We start from the raw sequence: 20,318 nt of genomic DNA, 5'->3' as shown, positions 1-20,318 counted from the left end.
GGTAAATTTTTGCTGCCATGGACAGGTTGGCCCTTCCCACTTATATTAGTCCACTATACATTGGAAAATCGGAAATCAGTGGGTAATAACATCGACGTACATAATAACCATTAAGTTTGTCGTAAATGATGAGGGCGTCGGCGGTTACTACAAGCAGATCTTTACCAATGTAGAGCAGGGAATATGGTTGCACGATAGCCAGTTTCATGCAGATCCCTCTTCATAGAGATTGGTTGAGCTGCAGCTATTCATTGCTGCAGCTCAATGATAAAATTACAAGTTCTGTCGACTAATTCCATGGACAGATCTGGATAAATAGGTAAACAGAGTACCTGCGCTGAGGCATGCATTGCGACTGTAAGATTCTCTCGCCGGGCAGAGGTTATTCCGCGATACATCGGAAATTCAGAGATCAATGGATAAAAATATCGGCGAGCGTAAATCCCTTCTTCTCTTAACTTGTTGTACAAATCATCTCGACTCACCCGATACTCCGTGTCTACAAGTATCGGGAAATAGGAATAATTATGTCGTTTTGAATCTGGCGGGGGCAGGCAGCTTATACCGGGGATGCCTTGCAGTTGCTCGCGGTACCGTGCATCGATAGCGCGACGGGCTTCCAGTGCATGGTCGATATGCTTTAGCTGCGCCAAACCCACCACCGCCTGAAACTCGTTCATTTTGCCGTTGATGCCGGGGGCGACCACGGTGACTTCATCGGCGAAACCGAAGTTTTTCAGATAGTCGATGCGTTTTTTGGTTTTTTCGTCTGGGCTGATGATGGCGCCACCCTCGAAGGTGGTGAATACCTTGGTGGCGTGGAAGCTGAGAATGGATAGATCGCCGTGACGCAGGATGCTGCCGCCTTCGTCTTCGACGGCGAAGGCATGCGCGGCATCGTAAATCACTTTGAGGCCGTAGATGTCGGCGATTTGCTGAATGCGCGTGGTGTCGCAGGGGCGGCCATAGACATGTACGGGCAAAATGGCGGTAGTTTGCGGGGTGATGGCCGCTTCGATCTGGTCTGGATCAAGATTGAGTGAGACCGGGTCAATATCCACAAATACGGGTTTGATGCCGTTCCAGAGCAATGAGTGCGCGGTGGCGACGAAGCTGTAGGGCGTGGTGATAACTTCCCCCGTAATGCGCAATGCTTGAAGCGCAGTGACCAGGGCGAGTGTGCCGTTGGCGAACAGGGATAGGTGCGCCACCCCAAGGTAATCACAGAGGGCTTGTTCCAGTTGAACATGGAAGGGGCCGCCGTTTGTCAACTGGTGGCTGACCCAGATTTGCTCAAGATATGGAATGACTTCTTCCAGCGGAGGGAGATGGGGCTGAGTAACAAAAATAGGCTTGACCTTCTTAATCATTATTGGTCTTTTTTGAGCAAAACAGCTTCAGAGAATATCATGGATAAGATTCCTTGAGAAAAAGTAAAAAATGTATTTCGGTGCAGTAAAGGTTGACTACAACGCAGTTTCCTATTGCCAATAGCTTACACTCTACCAGTAAACATTTGTAATGTTGGAAACCAGTAAAAACAGGGGGTAACAATATCGCACAAACCTTCGATCGATTGTGCGTACAGTTAACTGAGCATTACCTCTGGCTATTTTTTCTGCGCCCCCCGATACTCATCAACCCACCCATAGCCCGGCCAGCGACAAAGGCACCGCCGCAAAAGGATCAATGCTGGCTTCATCATGGCCGCCCCAGGTGCCGAGCAGCAGCCAATGACCGTCCTGATTGGCGAAAGCTTCCAGAGTGCGGACTTCGGGGTCAATTAACCAGCAGTGGGCGATTCCAGCGGCGGCATAGCGGGGAAGTTTGAGAATGCGATCTGTGCGCGCCGTGGTGGGGGAGAGTACTTCGCAAACCCAGTCCGGGGCCATTTCAAACCATACGGTGGTCATAATATATGGCCACATGGGCTGCCTGTTTCCTGGCCGAGGTTTTCCGCAGCATTCTGGCAGAGTTGGGCGATTTGTTCCGGGCTGAGGCGCATAGGGTTCAGCCCGGCAGCACTGTGTGCATACGGGTGGCAAATCCATCCAGTATGGTCAAATACCTGTTCAGCGGCAGCTATAGCCAAGCGCCACTGCGCGTGGCGTTCCGCTGGCGTTTCCGGGTAGTCATGGGCAAATGCGTTGCGGATACGGCGAAGTTCCGACCACTCCGCCGCAGAGGGTAGCCAGCCCAGTTGTTCCAGACGATTGAGGCGATCCACGACAGGCATGGCGGCGATATCCTCCTCCAATGCGCACAGAATGGCAGGCATCAGTCGTGTACCCATATCGTCTTGAATGCGCGTATATCGGTAGGCGAACTGATCGAGCAGACGGCGATCTTCCTTGGCAAGCTTATTCCACTCGAGTTCGTGCAGATCCCGCTGATGGAGATCAACGAGCGCCTCCTGCAGGGCTTCCGCGTGACCAAGGCATGTCGAATAGGCATGAGCCAAGGCGAGTCGTTCTGGCGTCTGTTTCACAAAGCAAGCCCGGTTTCGTGGGCGACGCGCACAATGGGGCTATCATCGTTAGGCTGTTCGATGACAAGGTCGATTTTTTGCTCGCCAAGGCGGGATTCTAGCAGGCCAAGCATGCATATTTTGCACCGCAATGCAACGTCAGACGACAGCGCGCGCGTCTGAACGAGCAGATCAATGTCGCCGCCCCGCTTGCGGTCATCCACGCGCGAACCGAAGAGCCAGACACGGGCTTCGGGGCCGAAGCTTTCGGCAGCGCTCTGGCGGATCTGGGCGATTTGCAGGGGGCTGAGGCGCATATCTTCAATCCACCCAAAGACCATCCAGCGACAAGGGAACCGCCGCAAACGGATCAATGCTGGCTTTATCATCGCCGCCCCAGGTTCCGAGCAGCAGCCAATGACCGTCCTGATTGGCGAAAGCTTCCAGAGTGCGGACTTCGGGATCAATTAACCAGCAATGGGCGATGCCAGCAGCGGCATAGCGGGGGAGTTTGAGAATGCGATCTGTACGCGCCGTGGCGGGGGAGAGCACTTCACAAACCCAGTCCGGGGCCATTTCAAACCAGGCGGTTTTAGGTAGCACTGGCATGCGTTCGCGGCGCCAGCCAGCGAGGTCGGGTACGAGAATGTCTGCATTCAAATGTAGTTCTGGCTCATCCAGAATCCACCAGCCGCCGGGGCCACCGCGCCCACGTCCGAAAGGTTGTCCAAGTTCAACCCCAAGGTTTGATGTGGCAAGGGCATGAGCAGGTGCCGGTCGGGGTTGTGTGTGCATTTGGCAAGCAATGATCTCGCCCACCATGTTTTCAGGCAGGTCAAAAAGATCTTCATAGCGCGCAGGGCGTGGAGCGGCGGTCATAGTGATGAGAGTAGGGGGCGGGACTGAATGCTGTCAAGGCGTTGGGCGAGGCATGGGGCTGTTACGTACGCTCGGCATCCTGGTAGATATCATCGATGGTCACCTCCATATCCAGACATTGCAGATGGATACTGCCTTCGACAAGCTTTTCATGCTGCCAGCCTTCTGACCTGCGGCGATATAGATCAGCCTGACGACAGTCCTGAGCGAGCAGCAGGTATTCGTGCAGGCTGGGCAGTCCGCCGGTATAGGCATAAAGTTTTTCGCGCCTGTCGATGCGTTCGGTGCTTTCAGAAAGCACTTCGATAATCAGGCAGGGGCGGGTACTGAAGTAAGTTTCCCGATCGTTGGGATCACAGCCGAGTATCAGGTCAGGGTAATAAAAGCTCTCCTCTCCGGCCTGCTGGATACGCACTTTCATGTCATTGGCGAAAAGTTGGCAGCCTTGCTGCCGTGCTTTGGGACCCAACAAGAGGGTGAGGGAGGTGACGATCAGCGCGTGACGGCGACTGGCACCGGCCATGGCATAGACCATGCCATCAATATATTCGTGCCGGAACTCACCGTCCTGCTCGCCGGCTAGATATTCATCAACGCTCATCTTGTTAGACAGAATGCGTCCTTGTGTCTTGTGGGCCTCTCTCTGCCTAACATGAGACATTACGATACAGCCTTCTTTTCTGTGGATGGTGGTCGCCCGCCAAGCCGTCCGTTTCTTCGGGCTGCCGCTGCCTTGGCGGGGCTTTTTGATACGCCTCCCTTCTGCCCAAGGCTGCGCATCCATGCCGATGTACCGAGAACGCCCCGCGCCAATGCAGGGACGTACAGATCAGCGTCCAATCGCGGGAAGTGTAGTCCAAGGCCACGTCCCTGAATGACGATCTCTGCCATATCTGCGGGGGTGGCATTCTCTATGCCTTGAATCAATGCTGGTGGGATGTGTAGACCAACACCGTTGTTCAGCTCTATCACGACCTTTCCCGTAGGTTGGTCATAGTAGGCGGACTCCGCCAGTGGGCCAGCAGCAAGCGTCTCCTGTCCACGCTGATTTGCAGCGTCCCAGTCGCGCTCAAGAATTTTGTCTATCTGGTCCATGGTACCTCTCCCACTCTCCACAGAATAATGCCAATCGGGATATGCTTTCTTCCAGTATGTGACGTATCTCCGTCCTGGAAAAGCCAGTGCTCTCCCGTAGCTCCGGTGGCCCTTTCGGGCAATGCAATATGAATACTGCCTTACCATCCCCTTTTACCACGTGCACATGAGCAGGACGATGATCGTTGAGGTAGATCACTACCCGCGCTGCGTCTATGTGATCGATGGTGGGCATAATCTCGTTATCCTAGGCGGGCTTTGGTTTATATACAAGGCATCACCCCCAAAATTGTTGATCTTGATGTTTAGGTCCTTTATTTTGGCCATAAATATAGCCATCTTGGGAGAAAATGATGGGAACTTATACGCTGGCGCATAAAAAAACGCATCTGAGTGAAATTCTTCATCAGGTCGAAAATGGTGAGACGGTTATCATTACGCGTCATGGGCGTCCTGTGGCGCGCGTTGAGAGTGTGGAGAATGGCACGAGCGCGCTCCCGTTCGAAAGACTTGCGGCATTTCGCGCAGAAATGCCGCGATGGCGTAAACGGAGTGCGGATCTTTTGCAAGAGTTGCGGGATTGACGCCCCTGCGGGGAGGTTCTAGCATCGCAGGCATGCTGATACAGGTAAATGGTGTGCCCCGTGAGGTGCCGGAGCAAATGACGGTGCTGGAGCTACTGGCCGATTTGGGTTGGGCGGAGCGGCGGGTGGCGGTAGAGCGCAATGGCGAAATTGTGCCGCGCAGCACCCATGGCGAGGTTATGGTTGCTGCGGGTGATCGTCTGGAAATTATTCAGGCGGTGGGCGGCGGTTAATGGTTGGCGCTGCGGCATCAATCCCTATTTTGAGGTGAGATAATGACCATACATAAAGATCCCCTGGTGATCGCGGGGCGTGCGTATCAGTCCAGATTATTGGTCGGTACGGGCAAGTACAAGGATTTTGCGGAAACCCGGGCGGCCGTGGATGCGGCGGGCGCGGAAATCATTACCGTGGCGCTGCGTCGGGTGAATCTTGGCCAGGATCGCGACGCCCCCAATTTGCTGGAGGCTTTGCCTCCGGATCAATTTACCATTCTTCCCAATACGGCGGGCTGTTATACTGCTGAAGACGCGGTGCGCACCTGTCGTCTGGCCCGTGAACTGGGCGACTGGAAACTGGTCAAGCTGGAAGTCATCGGCGATCCTCAGACCCTATATCCAGATATGCGGCAAACCTATGAAGCGGCCAAAACCCTGGTTGCCGATGGTTTTGAGGTGATGGTGTACAGCATGGATGATCCGGTAGCCTGCAAGGCCTTTGCGGAAATGGGCTGTGTGGCGGTGATGCCGCTGGCTGCGCCCATTGGTTCGGGGTTGGGGATCCGTAATCCGTACAATCTGCGCATTATTCTTGAACAGGCGACGGTGCCGATTCTGGTGGATGCAGGGGTGGGTACGGCTTCGGATGTGGCGGTAGCCATGGAACTGGGTTGTGATGGGGTACTCCTGAATACGGCCATTGCCGCTGCCAAGGATCCGATATTGATGGCGGAAGCCATGCGTCTGGGTGTGGATGCCGGGCGCAAGGCATTTTTGGCTGGCCGGATGCCGCGCAAGCTCTATGCCAGCGCCAGCAGTCCGTTGGAAGGAACCTTCTTTGAGTAGCAATGACGCGCTGGAAATCGCCCGTAGCGCCGCGCTGGACGACCATTATCTGGAGCAGGTGGAGCTGCTGGTCATGGGTTCTGTCCCCGGCAGTCCCATTCCGGATTATGCCGATGATTGGGAAGAGGCAGAGCGCCTGATTGCCCGCCTTGGCGACCAGGGGGTGGGGGTGCGTCTGGAGTTTATGTCCGACGAAAACGGCCAGCGCTGGCATGTGTATATGGACTGGCAGGAACCCACCAGTCACGAGTGGCAGTTGACGGAAGTGGAAGAACCCACCGCTGCCCGGGCTGTTACCCGGGGTGCTCTGGTTTGGTATTACCAGCAGGAAATGGCCGCAGCCAGTGCCCAGCCTCCCGATGGTTGGGCGTATTTTGAGGTGGTGGAGCGTTTGGGCATGGCCCGTGACATGCTCGCCCGTTCTCTGGACGATCATCCGGTGTTGGCCGAAGAAGAAGATTTGATGACCCGTTATCAGGAGTTGCTGGAGAAATTCTCCGCACTTTTTGAACTGGCCAATCAGATGCTCGATCAGCGTCTGGGCGCGCCATCCCGCAGTACCATGCACTAATTCCGCATGCATATTCACGTCCTCGGTATTTGCGGGACTTTCATGGGTGGAGTGGCCTTGTTGGCGCGTGCCGCCGGACATCAGGTAACGGGTTCTGATACTCATACTTATCCACCCATGAGTGACCTGCTGGCCCGCGAGGGGGTTGTGGTGCATGAAGGGTATGACCCCGCACAGCTTAACCCCGCGCCTGATCTGGTCATTATTGGTAATGCCCTGTCCCGGGGAAATCCTTGTGTAGAGGCGGTGCTGGATCGGCAGATTCCCTATGAATCCGGCCCTGCCTGGCTGTCGCGGGAGATTCTGGCCAGTCGCTGGGTACTTGCAGTGGCGGGCACACACGGAAAAACCACCACAACTTCCATATTGACCTGGATATTGCAGGAAGCGGGACTTAATCCGGGCTTTTTGATTGGCGGCGAAGCGCTGAATTTCGGGATTTCGGCGCGGCTTACCGATAGTCCGTTTTTTGTGATTGAAGCCGACGAGTACGATACAGCCTTTTTCGATAAGCGTTCCAAATTTGTGCATTATCATCCGCGTACGCTGATACTGAATAATCTGGAATATGATCATGCCGATATTTTTCCGGATCTCGCGGCCATCATCACCCAGTTCCATCATTTGCTGCGGATAGTGCCTGGTATGGGTGCGGTGATCGTCAACGCGGCGGCACCCGCTTTGCAGCAGGTGCTGGATAAGGGCTGCTGGACGCCGGTGCAGCGTTTTTCTGGCGATGGCGATTGGCAGGTGCAACTGGATAGTCCCGATGGCCGGCGCTTCAGTATTGTGGAGCAGGGGCAGCTGCGTGGGCAGGCTGAGTGGGATACGGCGGGGGTGTTTAATGCCGAAAATGCCCTGGCAGCCTTGCTGGCTGCGCGGCATGCTGGAGTCCCCCTGGACGTGGGCATAGCCGCCTTGCGCAGTTTTCGGGGGGTGCGTCGGCGTCTGGAATTGCGGGGCAGCGCTGCCGGGGTGTCGGTGTATGATGATTTTGCCCATCATCCCACCGCCATTGCAGCGACCATTGCCGCCTTGCGCGGGCAGATGGGCGCTTCCGGTCGCTTGATTGTCGTACTGGAGCCGCGTTCCAATACCATGAAGCTGGGAATACATCAGCAGACTTTGGCTGCCAGCCTGCAGGGGGCTGATCGTGCTTTTGTTTTTGCCCCCGCCGATATAGGCTGGGATGTTCGCGCTGCCCTGGCGGGAACGGCGCAAGTTTCCCCGGACATAGATGAGCTGCTGCAGCAGATTCTTGACGAATTACAGGCCGGAGATCAGGTTCTGGTGATGAGTAACGGGGCTTTTGCGGGCATTCATGGGCGCTTGTTGGCGGAACTGGCGCGCAGAAATACCGTCACAACAGGAGAAAAATAATGGCAGAACAGAGTCCGCAGGACCGTATTTGTGTGGCGATGACGGGTGCTTCGGGGGCAGCTTACGGTATGCGTCTCGTGGAGGTCCTGCTCACCGCCGGGATTCAGGTTTATCTGCTGATTTCCGACGCGGCGCGGGTGGTCTGCAAGGAAGAGCTGGGGCTGGATTTGCCGGAAAAGCCCGAGGGTGTCACCCGCTTTCTCAATATCCATTTTGGGACCGAGCCTGGTCTGTTGTCTGTTTATGCCCCGCATGACTGGTATTCCCCCGTCGCTTCGGGTTCCAATGCGCCTCGCGCCATGGTGATTTGCCCTTGCTCGGGAGGCACTCTCGCGGCTATTGCCCATGGTTTGTCCGATAATCTGACCGAACGCGCGGCAGACGTCATGCTCAAGGAAGGCCGCAAGTTGGTGCTGGTGCCCCGGGAAAGTCCGGTTTCGACCATTCATCTGGAAAATATGCTGAGTCTGGCGCGCATGGGGGTGCGGATTTTGCCGGCCAGTCCGGGTTTTTACCATCGTCCCCAGCGCATTGAAGATTTGGTGGATTTTATGGTCGCGCGGGTGCTGGATCAGATTGGCGTGCCCAACCAGATTGGTCGTCGCTGGGGAGAGTAGGCAGCTTGCCGGTGGCGCGGAGGCTGTTGAGCAGCCTTTCACCGCGCTCCCCATGAAAAAATGCCTGAATATAGGGATGATCCACGGCCTGCACTGCATTGAGGGGACCCACGGTCAGTACCTTGTGGTCGGCCAGTACCGCCACCCGGCTGGCCGTGGCCGCGAGACTGTCCAGATCATGACTGACCATCACCACGGTAAAGCCGATATCCGCATGTACCTGCCGCAGCAGTGCATCAAAATCCGAGGCGGCAATCGGATCCAGTCCCGAGGTGGGCTCGTCCAGAAAGAGAATTTCCGCTTCCATGGCCAGCGCCCGCGCCAGGGCCACGCGCTTGATCATGCCGCCCGAAAGCTCGGCAGGCAGCTTCCACGCATCTTTGGGCTGAAGCCCGACCATCTGTAATTTCAGGGCCACCAGATCATTGATTTCGCTGCGGGTCAGGTGTCCCCATTCGCGCAGGGGAAAGGCAATATTTTCGAAAACGGTCAGGGCGCTGAACAGGGCACCTTGCTGGAAAAGTACGCCCCAGCGCTGGCGCAGGGCAATTTGTTCGCGCAGGGTCAGGGTTTGCGGATTTTTGCCGAGTATGGTCAGCTTGCCATCGGCAATGGGGACCAGGCCCATCATGGCCCGCAACAGGGTGGTTTTGCCGGTGCCACTACCACCGACAATGGCGAGGATTTCACCGCAGTGGACTGTTAGGTCCAGATTGCGGTGAATCCAGTAGTCTCCGAAGCGGGTACCAATATTTTCCATGATGATGGCATCAGGCCGTTCCATCAGCTAATCCCCGTATTGGCAAATACCAGCGCGAGGATGGCGTCAATGAGAATCACCAGGGTGATGGAGAACACCACGGAATTGGTGGTTTCCCGACTCAGGCTGGTGGTGTTGGGCTTGACTTTCAGGCCATGAAAACCGGCAATCCAGGCAATCAGTATGCCGAAAACGGCGCCTTTGATAATACCCAGCCATAAATTGAAACTGGGAACGGCAACGGGCATTTCCTGAATGAAAAAGTGATAGCTGATGCCCAGGTTGGCCTTGGCGACCAGCATGGCGCCGAGAATCCCCACCATGTCCGTCCACAACACCAGCAATGGAACCACCAGAGCCAGGGCGATGACTTTGGGTAGCACCAGACGGCGGATGGGGGGGATACCAAAGGTGCGCAGGGCATCGAGTTCTTCGGTAACGCGCATGGCCCCGATCTGGGCGGTAAACGCCGAACCCGAACGGCCGGAAAGAATGATCGCCGTGATCAACGGGCCAAACTCCCGCAAAATACTCAGACCGGCAATATTGACGATGTAGATGTTGGCTCCATATTGGGCCAGAGTGGAAGCCGACTGAAAGGAAATTACCACTCCGATCAAAAAACCGATGAGCGTCAAAATAGGCAGGGAACTTGGGCCGGTGCTGACAATGGTGGCGGATATTTCCCGCCAGGGAAAGCTGCGGGGATGCCGCAGGCCGCGCCCGAATTCCAGCAGTAGCGCACCCATCAACAAAAAAATCCCCCAAAGATCACCGCCGGTTTCGACAAGAAAAGCACCGAGAGCGTCCAGAATCTGAAAGGGACGGCGCGGGGGATGCGTCAAAGGTTGTAAATCGGCCAGTCGGGTGAATATGGCCCGATGCAGATCGTTCAACTGTATTTTTTCGGGGAAACGGTTTCCCCAGACCTGCCAGAGCAGTAGCGCACCGGCACTGTCCAGAGCTTCCAGATTGCGTAAATCCCAGAGCAGATCGGCGTGAATGTTGCTCAGCATTTTTTGCTGTCGGGCAAAACTGCCGCCCAGGCGGCGTAAGGTCCAGCGACCGCTCAGGGTAATGGTCTGCTCCTGAAGCTGCCAGCGAGGCTCTTGGGGATTATGGTCGGTCATGCGCGATATGGGCTTTTATCGGATATTCCTTGGGTTATACTCAGTCGCTTGGATCTGCTGGAGTGGACTGATGAGTATTGTTACACGAAGTGCTGGCTTCTCCCAAAGTTTTTGGCGTTGGCCTTTGCTGATGATGGCCGCTTTGCCGTTGACGGCTTGCAGCGCTTTTCCGGCCCATTCGCCGCAGGTGCAACTGGAAGGCATTCATCCCCAGTCGGTAGGTTTTGTGTCGCAGACTTTTACCCTGGACCTGAAAATCAGTAATCCCAACAGCAGTGCCTTGCGCGCTAAGGCCGGGGAGGCGCGTTTGTTGGTGCAAAACCGGCAGGTGGCTTATGGCCTGCTGAATAAGCCCGTACAGGTTCCGGCGTATGGAAGTAGCGTGGTTTCCATCCCGGTTACGGGTAATTTGCTCTCTGTGTTGGGTGAACTGGGCAGTGTCGACAGTCAGAAGGGCCTGCCCTATGCCGTCAAGGGTTATCTGGTAACAGGACCTTTTGACAGCCGGATTCCGTTTACGGTGACCGGGTCTTTACATTTTCCTCTGGCTTCGAGTTCCAGCGCAATCGCGCCTTGAGAGCCAGATGATCGGACAGGGGTTCGCCAATACTTTCAATTTCGGTGAATTCCAGGTCCGGGCTACAGAAAATGTGGTCAAAGGAAAAGCGCGGAGACCAGCTCGGAAAGGTAGGCGGGTTCCAGGGCGGCGCCTGTAGCCCGCTTTCGGCCAGGAGCAGGCGGATTTCTGGAGAGCGGGCGGTGCAGTTGAGGTCGCCCATGAGAATGAGATGGCGGCGCTGGCGCAGACGTTGCGCGAGATCGCGGATTTGACTGAAACGGGCGTGACGACTGAGGCCCAGATGGGTGATGACGACAGTCAGAGGCCTACCATTGATTTCGGTGCTGGTTTCCAGCATGCCCCGACCTTTCATGAAGCTCGGCAGAGTGTGCGGTTCACTGCGGGCAATGGGCCAGCGCGAGAGTATGCTGTTACTGTGCTGGGCCAGCTCGCCAAAATCACGGGTGCGTTGCTGCGCCCAGTAAGGAAAGTGCGCCCGTTCTGCCAAAAAACCGGCCTGATTGACATACTGGCTGCGAAATGACCCGGCATCTACTTCATTCAGGCCGACAATATCCGCTTCCGAAAGAATTTCGGCAATGCGTTCCAGATTGCGCAGGCTCTGGCCGTGCGGCATTACATATTTCCAGCCATGGAGCAGCATGTGCCGGGCACGATGAGAGCCAATACCCACCTGAATATTGAAGGACATGACCGAAAATCCATGGTCTTCAGTCATTTTCCAGCTCGATGATTTTTTCCTGCCAGCCTTGTCCGGCTGTCCGGGCATAGGCGCGTAGTACGATCACCCCAAGGATGTCGGTTGCCAGACGGATTTGGTAGGGTGGATCAAAGGGGCTCAGGGGCTTTTCGGGCAAAGTGCTGTAAGGTTCCTGCGGAGCCGCCGCATAGCAGGCAAAAAGCGTTTCGCCCCGGCTGGTCAGCAGATCCAGCGCCATGCCGCGTTGTTCGGCACTGACCGGGTAAACGGAGCAGGGGCGTTCTTGCAAAGCGCCGACCAGCCCTTGTCCCGCGCCGGACTGCAGATCACCGAGCAGGGCGTTGGCCAGAGTGCGGGGTAAAATCAAAGAGTTCATGCGCAGACCCCGCCGCAAACCCCACAGGCTGGGTCGCGGCGCAGTTGTACCTGACGCCATTGCCAGTGGCGGGCGTCGACCAGCAGGAGTTGTCCGCTCAGCGGGGAGTTGTGACCGCTGAGCAGACGAATAGCCTCAACGGCCTGCATGCTGCCGAGAATACCCAGCAGAGGCCCCAGCACCCCGTTGCGGGAGCAGGTGTCTTCGCTACTTTCTTCGCCTTGTTCTGGATACAGGCAGGCATAGCAGGCTGTGTCTTGGTCGCGGAAATCAAACACACTGAGCTGCCCCTCCCAGCGAATGGCGGCAGCACTGACCAGCGGTACGCGAGCCTCGCGGCAGGCGCGGTTGATGGCGTGGCGGCTGTGAAAATTGTCGCTGCAATCCAGAACCAGATCATGGGTTTCCAGGGCGCTGCCCAGCGATTCACTGCTGGCGTTTTCGGTCCAGGCACTCACCCGGATATGGGGATTCATGGCCAGCAGTCGCTCACGGGCGGCGCTGGCCTTGGGCCGTCCCAGGTCCGCTTCGGTATAAAGAATCTGACGTTGCAGATTACTGATTTCTACAACGTCCCCATCGCAAAGGGTCAGTTGTCCTATTCCTGCTGCAGCCAGATATTGTGATGCCGGACAACCCAGTCCACCCATGCCGATGATCAGTACCCGGCTTAGCTGGAGACGTTTCTGTCCTTCGAGGTCAATTTCCGGCAGAAGAATCTGTCGGGAGTAACGCATTAGGGCGGCATCATCCAGAGAGTCAGTCATTGTTGAAGTCATAGTCAATGTCATTTTCTTCTACAGGCATCCCCGGCACGGGCTGGTAATAACCCTGCTGGCGCTCCAGACGCATGTGATAACGCTCACGGATGGCATCTAGCATCCAGAGAATCTCGCTGGGATGCCCGACATGCTCACCATGCAGCAAATGGCGCAAATACAGACGGTCCGGATCGACCTTGACCAGCAGCGGCATGGGTAAATCCAGAGGGATGACGTGTTGATGAACAACCCATTCAATGGGTGTCGGCGGCGTGCCGGGAGGAATCCGCACATCTATCCGGAAATGCCCGCCGCCGCCAGGCTGTTCCAGCAGTTCCTTGAAATATTGATCAGGAAAACCGCGATGGACGATGAGGGTGCGCCCATTAAAACGGTTCAGAAATTGTTCTTGCAGGAGTAGATGCGGAATGGAATTTGGCATGCTTTCAGTGTAGCAACGGAAGGCATTATCGGCCACTTTTTTGCAGGAAGGGTACTTCCATACCCAGCAACTGTGCGGCCTTGTTGAGGCGCAAATCAAAACAGGCAAACATGACGGACATTCCGGAAATCTGTTGGGCTTGATGTGCGGCTGCCAGTTGTACGCTGTCATATCCGCGCAGGGCAAAAGCGTCGGCATAATCACCGGCCTGTTCAACAATGTGTTGAGTCACTTCGATGATCAGGTAATGCGGCCAGTCTTTGGCCAGATACTGCTTGGCTTGCTCAATAAGGGGCATGTCTGTGGGTGATTCCCGTCCGCGTCTGGAAAGGGCCGCGCAGGCTTCAGCCCAGGCAATACGACAGCCAGCAACTACGTCGGCCTGTGCAAGCAAGGTTTTGACAGCATCACTGTGCGCTTCCGTCAGGTAAAGCTTGACCAATGCGGAGGTGTCACAAAATAAAATCAACCGCGATCTTCCAGTATTATTTCTGACACGCTGCGTGCAGTGGATGAAAGACAAATGCTTGCACCCAAGGGTTTGCCGCCTTGCCATTGGGCCATACCGCTGGCCAGAAGACGGGTGATGCCACTATTCGTCACAGACGGAATCCCGATAACTCGGGCTACCGGTTTGTGATGAGAGGTAATATCAAGGGTCTGTCCCTGCTGTGCTTCAGAGAGGTACTGCGCAAGATGTGCCCTGAACTCACGAATGGAAACTTCCATATTATGTGTCCTCAATATTGGAATTGACAGGCGAAATTGTGTACACAAAAAACTGTTAGGTCAAGTCGTTAAGTATCCAAGCTGAGAATTGCAGCAGGCCTGGGGGCTTTGCAGCGACTTTGGCCCGCGCCGTTGTTGTTCTTGGTGAAATCCTGCGCCCGTCAGGAGAGCTGTCTGAGCCTGCAGGGCGAGTTCTCTCCTGACAGCAGGATGAGCCGTAGAACAACAGGCAAGGGACGTTGGAGCAAAAAGCCCCCAGGCCTGCTGCAATTCTCAGCCTCAATCCGGATGTCACTGTTGTTTCGGCGCAGTCTGGCGTCCTTCAGACTCAGAGGAGGCTCCGAGGGCCAGGCGACCACCGTAGCCGGTCATTTCCAGATAGCCATGACCCAGTGTTTTTCCCAGGCTGATGGCGCGCACGGCCCCTTCCCAGTAAATGGTGCCGCTGCTGTGGCTGGCATCAAATTCCTGGTTGTCCATCAGGGGCACAATGGAAAATTTCTGTTTCCCGACCTGAATCTGCCAACGTACTGGATAACGGATGCCCGTCCGGCTGGATTTCCACCAGCCCGTGGCCTGCATATGAATCTGCCCCGCATGGAAATAGTGCACCCGTCCATCTGCGCTGCGTTCGGTGGCCGACAGCCAAAGCGGAGTACCATCAGCACGGCGCATCATGAACAGCATGAGCGAAGCGCCATTGTGCAGGTTCAGTCCAAGCCAGTCCCAGCCTACGGCAGCTTTCGGTAAGTATGCGGCAGACCATTCATGATCGAGCCAGGCCTCGCCCTGAACCGCCTGACTATGTCCTTTGATGCTTACGTCACCACTGACCTGCAGATGCGGAATACTGTAGTAATAACTGGCATTTTTAGGGTCAGGACCCTTTTGGCTGATGCCTTTGGGGCCTTCCAGCAGGGGCGCTTGGGTTATCTGAAAATGAAGCCGATAGCCCATGTTTTTACCTTGAATGACTGCTTGATAGCCGGATGAGGTTTGTTGCAGAAACCAGTGACGAATCCAGACCTGGGTATGGTTTTGATCTGCGCCCGCCAAGCCCAGACCGGAGCGGGCGATACGTTGTGCAGTCAGTAAGTGCCTGACGGCTGGATCGCTGATGGCGGCTTCGGCAAATATCAGCTGACGCGCATTGAATGCACTGGGGTTTGCCCAGACCTTGGCGGGGCGTACGCGAAAAAAGGTCAACTGAAAACCCAAAGGATGTCCTGAAGCATTCTTGAGCCAGCCGGTGATATACCACCATTCGATCGGAAAATCAGGGTGACTGCCGTAGGCATTGGGAAAATGCAGAGGATTTTGTGCAGACACCGCAACATGGGGCGGGCTTTGCAGGGGGAGTACACGGGGTGGCAGGATCGCTGCAGCTACTGAAGTACTGCGTAAAGCGATCAGCAGGATCACGACCCAAAGCCCCCATAAGCTGACCAGGCCCCGGCATGTTGTAGGGAACCGTCGCTTAGTCATCACGTAACACCGCCGGGCTGTTGCGCAGGGCGCGATGTCCCGCAAGGATCATGGTAGCGGTACTTGCTATCCATAAAATCACGCTGATTATTCCCAATAATAACCAGGGAGGCTGAAACCCCATGTGCCAGTGAAAAGATTGCGGATTGACCACCGCAATCAAAATCACGCTGATGGCAATGCCCAGGCTGCCACCGATGATAATACCGGCGAATGAAAGCATGCTGCCCTCGGCAAAAAGCAGGGCCAGCAGGTCACGATGGCGCAGCCCCAGATGCCGGAGCATGGCAAATTCGTTGCGGCGCATCAGGGTCTGTGCACCAAAACCACTGCTTACTCCCAGCAGGCCAATAATCATGGCTACGGCCTCCAGTGCATAAGTTGCAGCAAAACTCTGATTAAAAATCAGCAGACTACGGTGGCGAATTTCCCGGGGTGTGGCAATCAGCAGTTGCCGACTTTTCGCGATGCTTTGATGCAACTGTGCGATTGCGGCTGAGACTGACACATGCGGTCGTAACCAGAGTGCCACGCCGTTGATGCCTTTATCATGGGACCAGTGTTGATATTCCTGCAGGGGGATGGAAATGGATCCTTGCTGATAGGCGTAGTCGCGATAAATACCGGCAATGCTGACGGTCTGCAGTTGTCCGCCCAGAGGAATCCGGATGTCCTGGCCAGGATGCCAGGCACTGATACCGGCCAGAATATCCGAAATCCATATGGGCGGTGCGTTCAGTGTATGGAGAGGAACTGACCGGATTATTTGCAGTTCACGGCCGGGATCTTGCAGGTCCATACCGCGCGCCAGCAACATGATGGGAGGATGACCCGGTAATAAATTCAATGGAATCCGGCGCAGCGGTGAACAATGGCGAACATCTGGAAGCGTGCACAGGGATTGAGCGGTTCCGGAAGGGAGTAATGCGTCCTGATTGCTTCCCGCCTGCACATACAAATCAGCCCGCAGGATGTCACTCAGCCAGTTGGCCACTGAATCACGAAACGAGCCGACCATAATGGCCATGGCTACCACCAGACTGAAGGCTACCACGACGGCGGCCAGGCTTTGCGCAGCACGCCCCGGAGCGCCCCGTAATTGCAGCAGGGCCAAGCGCCAGAGACTGCTTTCAGGTAAGGGGATTAACTGGACGATAAGGCGCAGCAATGGAGCCAGCAGGAAGAGCAGGGCAAACAGCAGACAGGCAATAGCGCCATAAGCCGGATAGGGAATGCCATGAATGGCAGGGGCCATGGCCCCTGCCAGCGCCATAATCAACAGCAGAAAGCCGATGCGTGGATGTTGGCGATGAAGATGACTTTGTTCTTCTGCACCGGCACGCAGAGCCTGGGCCGGAATGGCACGACTGGTTTCCCAGGCGGGTAAAAAGGCCCCTATCAGTGCGGCACCCATCCCCGCCCCAAAAAATATACTCATGAGTAATGGATGCCAATGTAATTGCAGGGCAGCGCTGCTGAAATATCCTGCGCCCAGGTCTCCGCCGAGATGCATCAGAGCCAATCCGGCAGTCATAACCCCCAGTGGTAATCCTAGCAGCGCACCGGGCACGCCGAGCACCACGCCCTGCAGCATGACTGCCATAATGATTTCGCGCCGACGCAAACCCAATACCCGCAAAAGTGCCAGTTGCTGGCGCTGGCGCACGACCCCCATGGCGAGTGTGGCATACACCAGAAACGCCCCGGTAAATAACGCCACCAGAGAGAGTACCAGCAGATTGACGCGATAGGCTCTTGAAGCATCAGCCGCTACCCGACCCTGCTGGGCGGGACTTTCGAGAAGCGCTCCGGGGGGCAGTAGTGGCCGCCACTGCTTTTCAAAAGCCTGATTGCTGATTCCGGGTTGCAGGCGCAAATCGACCTGATTGATTTCATTTCCACGGCCCCATAACCATTGCACCGCAGCAATATCCATGACACCCATTACTCCTACGCCCGGAACATCAGGAAGGGTGCCGATCACCTTGAGGCGGCGCGGTATTCCGTCCGCATTGACAGTAATGAAATCGCCTGTGTGAACATTCAACTTCTGCATAGCCGGGGAACTCAGGGCAATATTCAGCGGGTCCAGCAGGGCCAGCGGGCTGCGCAGATTCAGGGGGATCAGGGGTTGCCCCATCCTGGCGGCCTGAAAGGCATCGATTCCCAGAATCTGAAGGGGTTGTTGGTGTGCGGGTTGAATGAGGATCGCCTGCAAATGGATTTCGGGCGCCGCTATCGCTACATTTGGCGCCATGCTCAGGCGTGCATACCAGGCGTTATTAAAACCTGGACCCGGAGCGCTGAGGGTCAGATCTGCCTGACCCGCCATATGGCGAAGTCCCGCCGAAAAATCACTGACCGCCTGCACATTGATGAGCGCAATGGCCAACCCCAAAGCCACCCCCAAGGCAATGCCGATCATGGCCAGAACGGTAGCACCCGGACGTTGTCGCAGGGGGCGCCAGACTGCAGCCCGCCAAGGAATTCGCATCATCACAGGGCGTGGAATCCCTGGGCATCAAAGTGCAGTTTGCGCTGCGCCTGGTTGGCTGCAGCCTCGGAATGGGTGACCAGCAGTACAGCCGGTCCCTCCGCTTCCAGTGCGGTGTAGAGCAAATTCATGACCGATTCGGCAGATTCTGCATCCAGGCTGCCCGTTGGTTCATCAGCCAGAATCAGGGAAGGACGATGCACAATCGCCCGGGCAACGGCGACTCTTTGCATTTCGCCGCCAGAAAGCTCCCTGGGCCAGGCCTGCAGCTTTCCGTCAATGCCCAACTGTTCGGCAAGATGCTGAATACGCTGGGGAAGGTCCTTGCGTGGCAGACCGTTTAGACGCCAGGGCAGGGCGATGTTTTCGGTAACATTCAATTGCGGAATCAGGTGAAAGGCCTGAAACACAAAACCCATATGACGGCGGCGGAGTAGGGTACGGCTGTCATCATCCATGGCGTTGAGTGCCTGATTCCGAAAATGCATTTGTCCGCCATCCGGTCGTTCCAGGCCGGCGATAATGTGCAGAAGGGTGCTTTTACCGACGCCGCTTTCTCCCATGATGGCCACAAAATCTCCCGCACTCACCTCCAAATTAGCTTCCCGGAACAACCATTTGTCATTATTGCCGGGGAGTCGTTTGGCTAAATCCTTCAAGACCAGAAGTGCGGTCACTGGAAATTTCTCCATTGTCAGGGACTAATAAGTTACCACAAGCTGTGGAATAATTGTCAGACGCTCAAAATCCGGGAAAATTCGTTTGTCGGTAGACTAGACTTTGACCTCAGACCAGACAACAGGGTATCATCCGCCTACCGGAGAGATGGCCGAGCGGCTGAAGGCGCTCCCCTGCTAAGGGAGTATGGGGCTAAACACTCCATCGAGGGTTCGAATCCCTCTCTCTCCGCCACACATTGCTAATAAGCCCCTGATTTTTAGGGGCTTTAATTTTTCCAGCTTGGCCGCGTCTTTCTTTTCGTCTTACTTTGGGTGTTCGGCGCATTGATATGGTGCTGCAACTGGCAAACAGGCAAATCAAAGCCCCAGTGCCGAATTCTTCATTGAACGGAAACCGCAAAGAATTGTCCACTAAGAGGACGGGAAGTTACCGTTTTTCTACCAATCGTGCCAATGGGTTCAACCTGGAAAGCAGCAGATATATTATGAGCGAAGATTCGCATTATGCCGAAGCACGGGCATTACTCAAACTTCTTTTGATCAGTGGTGCTATAACATTGAGTAGCGCTGCCATCTTGGTAGTGGCATGGTGGTGCTGGAAGTAAAATCACAGAAAGCCCACCATGATACTTGAATGACAGATCACTACACTGTGGGCAGACAGCGACCTGCACCTTCAGCCTTTTCTCGAAGGCATCTTCACCATCGTCGGCCATCTGCCCGGCGATCATGCCCAAAGCGGCACCACCCAGACCCGTTAAACCCCCCATACGAATGCCATGCGCTCCCATATCCTGCATGGGTGTCTGACAGTATGGAATCCAAACATGATGGTGCTCCTTTTTTGCTGGTCTGCGGGAAAGTGTCGGTAATCGGGAAATGAATTTTGATGGCAATTCATGACTATGGCTTGACCATAACTTGATTCTACTGCAGTATCGTTGATTACAATCCTTTGTAATGCAGATGTCCAGAAACTTGCTACTTGCATACCGTTTATATCGTGCTATCCTTTCACACACCTTCAATTTGAAAGAAGATCAAACCTGCCAGCGCCGTCCGGTGCCTAGAGTTTGGGATTATCCCATATGAAACACACTAAATGACCTCCACCCAAAGCGCTGTAACAATCTGAGACAGAGGAGCTATCTCCCATGAGCGATGCTATTACGTATGTGTCTGATGACAGTTTTGAAACCGATGTGCTGCAATGTTCCAAGCCGGTTCTGGTTGATTTTTGGGCTGAGTGGTGCGGCCCTTGCAAAATGATTGCACCCATTCTTGAAGAAGTTGCCGTTGAATATGCTGACAAATTACAAATTGCCAAATTCAATATCGACGAAAATCCCAACACCCCCCCTCAGTATGGTATTCGTGGTATTCCCACCTTGTTGCTGTTCAAAAATGGAAAGCTGGAAGCAACGAAAGTCGGAGCCTTGAGTAAAGCCCAACTGACGGCATTTCTGGATAGCCAACTTTGAATACACCACGTCCTCGCCGTAAATCACCCCGTACACCCAAGTC

Annotated in this window: 28 protein-coding genes and 1 tRNA gene; 9 read left to right on the top strand and 20 right to left on the bottom strand. The window is 55.3% G+C overall.

Annotation, left to right across the window (positions count from 1 at the left end; genetic code table 11):
- Window positions 1-248: 248 nt before the first annotated feature.
- The 8 genes from H7F08_RS02940 to H7F08_RS15820 all read right to left on the bottom strand — a co-directional run bounded on the left by H7F08_RS02940 (window position 249) and on the right by H7F08_RS15820 (window position 4,676).
- On the bottom strand, window positions 249-1,370 hold the full coding sequence (locus H7F08_RS02940; protein ID WP_193639796.1) for a DegT/DnrJ/EryC1/StrS family aminotransferase: 1,122 nt from the start codon (window positions 1,368-1,370) through the stop codon (window positions 249-251).
- Window positions 1,371-1,637: 267 nt separating this feature from the next.
- Complete coding sequence (locus H7F08_RS02935) at window positions 1,638-1,913, bottom strand: Uma2 family endonuclease (protein WP_227487794.1); 276 nt, start codon at window positions 1,911-1,913, stop codon at window positions 1,638-1,640.
- Window positions 1,910-2,488 (bottom strand): hypothetical protein, encoded by a 579-nt coding sequence (locus H7F08_RS02930; RefSeq protein ID WP_193639795.1) that lies wholly within the window; start codon window positions 2,486-2,488, stop codon window positions 1,910-1,912. The genes H7F08_RS02935 and H7F08_RS02930 overlap by 4 nt, the downstream gene beginning before the upstream one ends.
- Window positions 2,485-2,784, bottom strand: a complete 300-nt coding sequence (locus H7F08_RS02925) for a nucleotidyltransferase domain-containing protein (RefSeq protein ID WP_193639794.1) — start codon at window positions 2,782-2,784, stop codon at window positions 2,485-2,487. The genes H7F08_RS02930 and H7F08_RS02925 overlap by 4 nt, the downstream gene beginning before the upstream one ends.
- Before the next feature lie 4 nt (window positions 2,785-2,788).
- Window positions 2,789-3,262 (bottom strand): Uma2 family endonuclease, encoded by a 474-nt coding sequence (locus H7F08_RS02920; protein ID WP_226831122.1) that lies wholly within the window; start codon window positions 3,260-3,262, stop codon window positions 2,789-2,791.
- 145 nt (window positions 3,263-3,407) lie between these two features.
- Window positions 3,408-3,947: a Uma2 family endonuclease gene (locus H7F08_RS02915; protein WP_193639792.1), complete on the bottom strand. Its 540-nt coding sequence runs from the start codon at window positions 3,945-3,947 to the stop codon at window positions 3,408-3,410.
- 59 nt (window positions 3,948-4,006) lie between these two features.
- Window positions 4,007-4,441 carry a DUF2442 domain-containing protein gene (locus tag H7F08_RS02910; protein WP_010638684.1) on the bottom strand — a complete coding sequence of 145 codons (435 nt, stop codon included), beginning with the start codon at window positions 4,439-4,441 and terminating at the stop codon, window positions 4,007-4,009.
- On the bottom strand, window positions 4,416-4,676 hold the full coding sequence (locus tag H7F08_RS15820; protein WP_010638686.1) for a DUF4160 domain-containing protein: 261 nt from the start codon (window positions 4,674-4,676) through the stop codon (window positions 4,416-4,418). Before H7F08_RS15820 ends, H7F08_RS02910 begins: the two co-directional genes overlap by 26 nt.
- A gap of 115 nt (window positions 4,677-4,791) precedes the next feature.
- On the opposite strand from H7F08_RS15820, the gene H7F08_RS02900 reads away from it, so the two are divergent.
- From H7F08_RS02900 to H7F08_RS02880, 6 genes are read left to right on the top strand one after another with little or no spacing between them, the layout of a single operon-like run.
- Window positions 4,792-5,025, top strand: coding sequence for a type II toxin-antitoxin system Phd/YefM family antitoxin (locus H7F08_RS02900; protein ID WP_077273114.1), 234 nt, complete (start codon window positions 4,792-4,794; stop codon window positions 5,023-5,025).
- Between the two features lie 32 nt (window positions 5,026-5,057).
- On the top strand, window positions 5,058-5,258 hold the full coding sequence (gene thiS, locus H7F08_RS15365; protein WP_010638690.1) for a sulfur carrier protein ThiS: 201 nt from the start codon (window positions 5,058-5,060) through the stop codon (window positions 5,256-5,258).
- Window positions 5,259-5,306: 48 nt separating this feature from the next.
- Entirely contained in the window at window positions 5,307-6,089 is a 783-nt protein-coding gene (locus tag H7F08_RS02895; RefSeq protein WP_031572141.1) for a thiazole synthase, read from the top strand.
- Window positions 6,082-6,660 (top strand): hypothetical protein, encoded by a 579-nt coding sequence (locus H7F08_RS02890; protein WP_142086432.1) that lies wholly within the window; start codon window positions 6,082-6,084, stop codon window positions 6,658-6,660. The genes H7F08_RS02895 and H7F08_RS02890 overlap by 8 nt, the downstream gene beginning before the upstream one ends.
- Before the next feature lie 6 nt (window positions 6,661-6,666).
- On the top strand, window positions 6,667-8,040 hold the full coding sequence (gene mpl / locus H7F08_RS02885; RefSeq protein ID WP_193639790.1) for a UDP-N-acetylmuramate:L-alanyl-gamma-D-glutamyl-meso-diaminopimelate ligase: 1,374 nt from the start codon (window positions 6,667-6,669) through the stop codon (window positions 8,038-8,040).
- Window positions 8,040-8,657 (top strand): flavin prenyltransferase UbiX, encoded by a 618-nt coding sequence (locus H7F08_RS02880; protein ID WP_024893534.1) that lies wholly within the window; start codon window positions 8,040-8,042, stop codon window positions 8,655-8,657. The genes mpl and H7F08_RS02880 overlap by 1 nt, the downstream gene beginning before the upstream one ends.
- On the opposite strand, the gene H7F08_RS02875 is transcribed toward H7F08_RS02880, so the two are convergent.
- Both H7F08_RS02875 and H7F08_RS02870 read right to left on the bottom strand, forming a co-directional pair.
- A complete protein-coding gene (locus H7F08_RS02875; protein WP_193639789.1) occupies window positions 8,590-9,441 on the bottom strand; it encodes an ABC transporter ATP-binding protein in 852 nt (283 codons plus the stop codon). The two genes, H7F08_RS02880 and H7F08_RS02875, sit on opposite strands and share 68 nt — an antisense overlap.
- Window positions 9,441-10,547 carry an ABC transporter permease gene (locus tag H7F08_RS02870; protein WP_193639788.1) on the bottom strand — a complete coding sequence of 369 codons (1,107 nt, stop codon included), beginning with the start codon at window positions 10,545-10,547 and terminating at the stop codon, window positions 9,441-9,443. Before H7F08_RS02870 ends, H7F08_RS02875 begins: the two co-directional genes overlap by 1 nt.
- A 70-nt stretch (window positions 10,548-10,617) precedes the next feature.
- Here H7F08_RS02870 and H7F08_RS02865 point away from each other — a divergent pair, with 70 nt between their 5' ends.
- On the top strand, window positions 10,618-11,124 hold the full coding sequence (locus H7F08_RS02865) for an LEA type 2 family protein (protein WP_193639787.1): 507 nt from the start codon (window positions 10,618-10,620) through the stop codon (window positions 11,122-11,124).
- Here the strand turns inward: H7F08_RS02865 and H7F08_RS02860 are convergent.
- The 9 genes from H7F08_RS02860 to H7F08_RS02820 form a co-directional block, all read right to left on the bottom strand.
- On the bottom strand, window positions 11,063-11,845 hold the full coding sequence (locus H7F08_RS02860) for an endonuclease/exonuclease/phosphatase family protein (RefSeq protein WP_193639786.1): 783 nt from the start codon (window positions 11,843-11,845) through the stop codon (window positions 11,063-11,065). The two genes, H7F08_RS02865 and H7F08_RS02860, sit on opposite strands and share 62 nt — an antisense overlap.
- Window positions 11,838-12,203: a hypothetical protein gene (locus tag H7F08_RS02855; RefSeq protein WP_193639785.1), complete on the bottom strand. Its 366-nt coding sequence runs from the start codon at window positions 12,201-12,203 to the stop codon at window positions 11,838-11,840. Before H7F08_RS02855 ends, H7F08_RS02860 begins: the two co-directional genes overlap by 8 nt.
- Window positions 12,200-12,982: a HesA/MoeB/ThiF family protein gene (locus H7F08_RS02850; RefSeq protein ID WP_227487793.1), complete on the bottom strand. Its 783-nt coding sequence runs from the start codon at window positions 12,980-12,982 to the stop codon at window positions 12,200-12,202. The genes H7F08_RS02855 and H7F08_RS02850 overlap by 4 nt, the downstream gene beginning before the upstream one ends.
- On the bottom strand, window positions 12,963-13,406 hold the full coding sequence (locus tag H7F08_RS02845; RefSeq protein ID WP_193639784.1) for a hypothetical protein: 444 nt from the start codon (window positions 13,404-13,406) through the stop codon (window positions 12,963-12,965). The genes H7F08_RS02850 and H7F08_RS02845 overlap by 20 nt, the downstream gene beginning before the upstream one ends.
- A gap of 25 nt (window positions 13,407-13,431) precedes the next feature.
- Complete coding sequence (locus H7F08_RS02840) at window positions 13,432-13,875, bottom strand: type II toxin-antitoxin system VapC family toxin (RefSeq protein WP_193639783.1); 444 nt, start codon at window positions 13,873-13,875, stop codon at window positions 13,432-13,434.
- Window positions 13,872-14,135 carry a type II toxin-antitoxin system Phd/YefM family antitoxin gene (locus tag H7F08_RS02835; RefSeq protein WP_193639782.1) on the bottom strand — a complete coding sequence of 88 codons (264 nt, stop codon included), beginning with the start codon at window positions 14,133-14,135 and terminating at the stop codon, window positions 13,872-13,874. The genes H7F08_RS02840 and H7F08_RS02835 overlap by 4 nt, the downstream gene beginning before the upstream one ends.
- A gap of 291 nt (window positions 14,136-14,426) precedes the next feature.
- On the bottom strand, window positions 14,427-15,620 hold the full coding sequence (locus tag H7F08_RS02830) for a lipocalin-like domain-containing protein (protein ID WP_226831563.1): 1,194 nt from the start codon (window positions 15,618-15,620) through the stop codon (window positions 14,427-14,429).
- Window positions 15,613-18,117 carry an ABC transporter permease gene (locus tag H7F08_RS02825; RefSeq protein WP_193639781.1) on the bottom strand — a complete coding sequence of 835 codons (2,505 nt, stop codon included), beginning with the start codon at window positions 18,115-18,117 and terminating at the stop codon, window positions 15,613-15,615. The genes H7F08_RS02830 and H7F08_RS02825 overlap by 8 nt, the downstream gene beginning before the upstream one ends.
- Window positions 18,117-18,791 (bottom strand): ABC transporter ATP-binding protein, encoded by a 675-nt coding sequence (locus H7F08_RS02820; protein WP_215866293.1) that lies wholly within the window; start codon window positions 18,789-18,791, stop codon window positions 18,117-18,119. Before H7F08_RS02820 ends, H7F08_RS02825 begins: the two co-directional genes overlap by 1 nt.
- Before the next feature lie 142 nt (window positions 18,792-18,933).
- Between H7F08_RS02820 and H7F08_RS02815 the strand changes: the two genes are divergently transcribed.
- A tRNA-Ser gene (locus tag H7F08_RS02815) sits at window positions 18,934-19,026 on the top strand.
- Window positions 19,027-19,315: 289 nt separating this feature from the next.
- Here the strand turns inward: H7F08_RS02815 and H7F08_RS02810 are convergent.
- On the bottom strand, window positions 19,316-19,594 hold the full coding sequence (locus H7F08_RS02810) for a hypothetical protein (RefSeq protein WP_226831565.1): 279 nt from the start codon (window positions 19,592-19,594) through the stop codon (window positions 19,316-19,318).
- 354 nt (window positions 19,595-19,948) lie between these two features.
- On the opposite strand from H7F08_RS02810, the gene trxA reads away from it, so the two are divergent.
- Window positions 19,949-20,275 carry a thioredoxin TrxA gene (gene trxA / locus H7F08_RS02805; protein WP_010639224.1) on the top strand — a complete coding sequence of 109 codons (327 nt, stop codon included), beginning with the start codon at window positions 19,949-19,951 and terminating at the stop codon, window positions 20,273-20,275.
- Window positions 20,276-20,318 lie beyond the last annotated feature (43 nt).

Origin of the sequence: Acidithiobacillus sp. HP-11, from assembly GCF_015100075.1 — a bacterium.
GTDB classification, from domain to species: domain Bacteria; phylum Pseudomonadota; class Gammaproteobacteria; order Acidithiobacillales; family Acidithiobacillaceae; genus Acidithiobacillus; species Acidithiobacillus thiooxidans.
The sequence above is the reverse complement of the archived record's forward strand: the minus strand, read 5'-3'. Positions and strand labels throughout refer to the sequence as shown.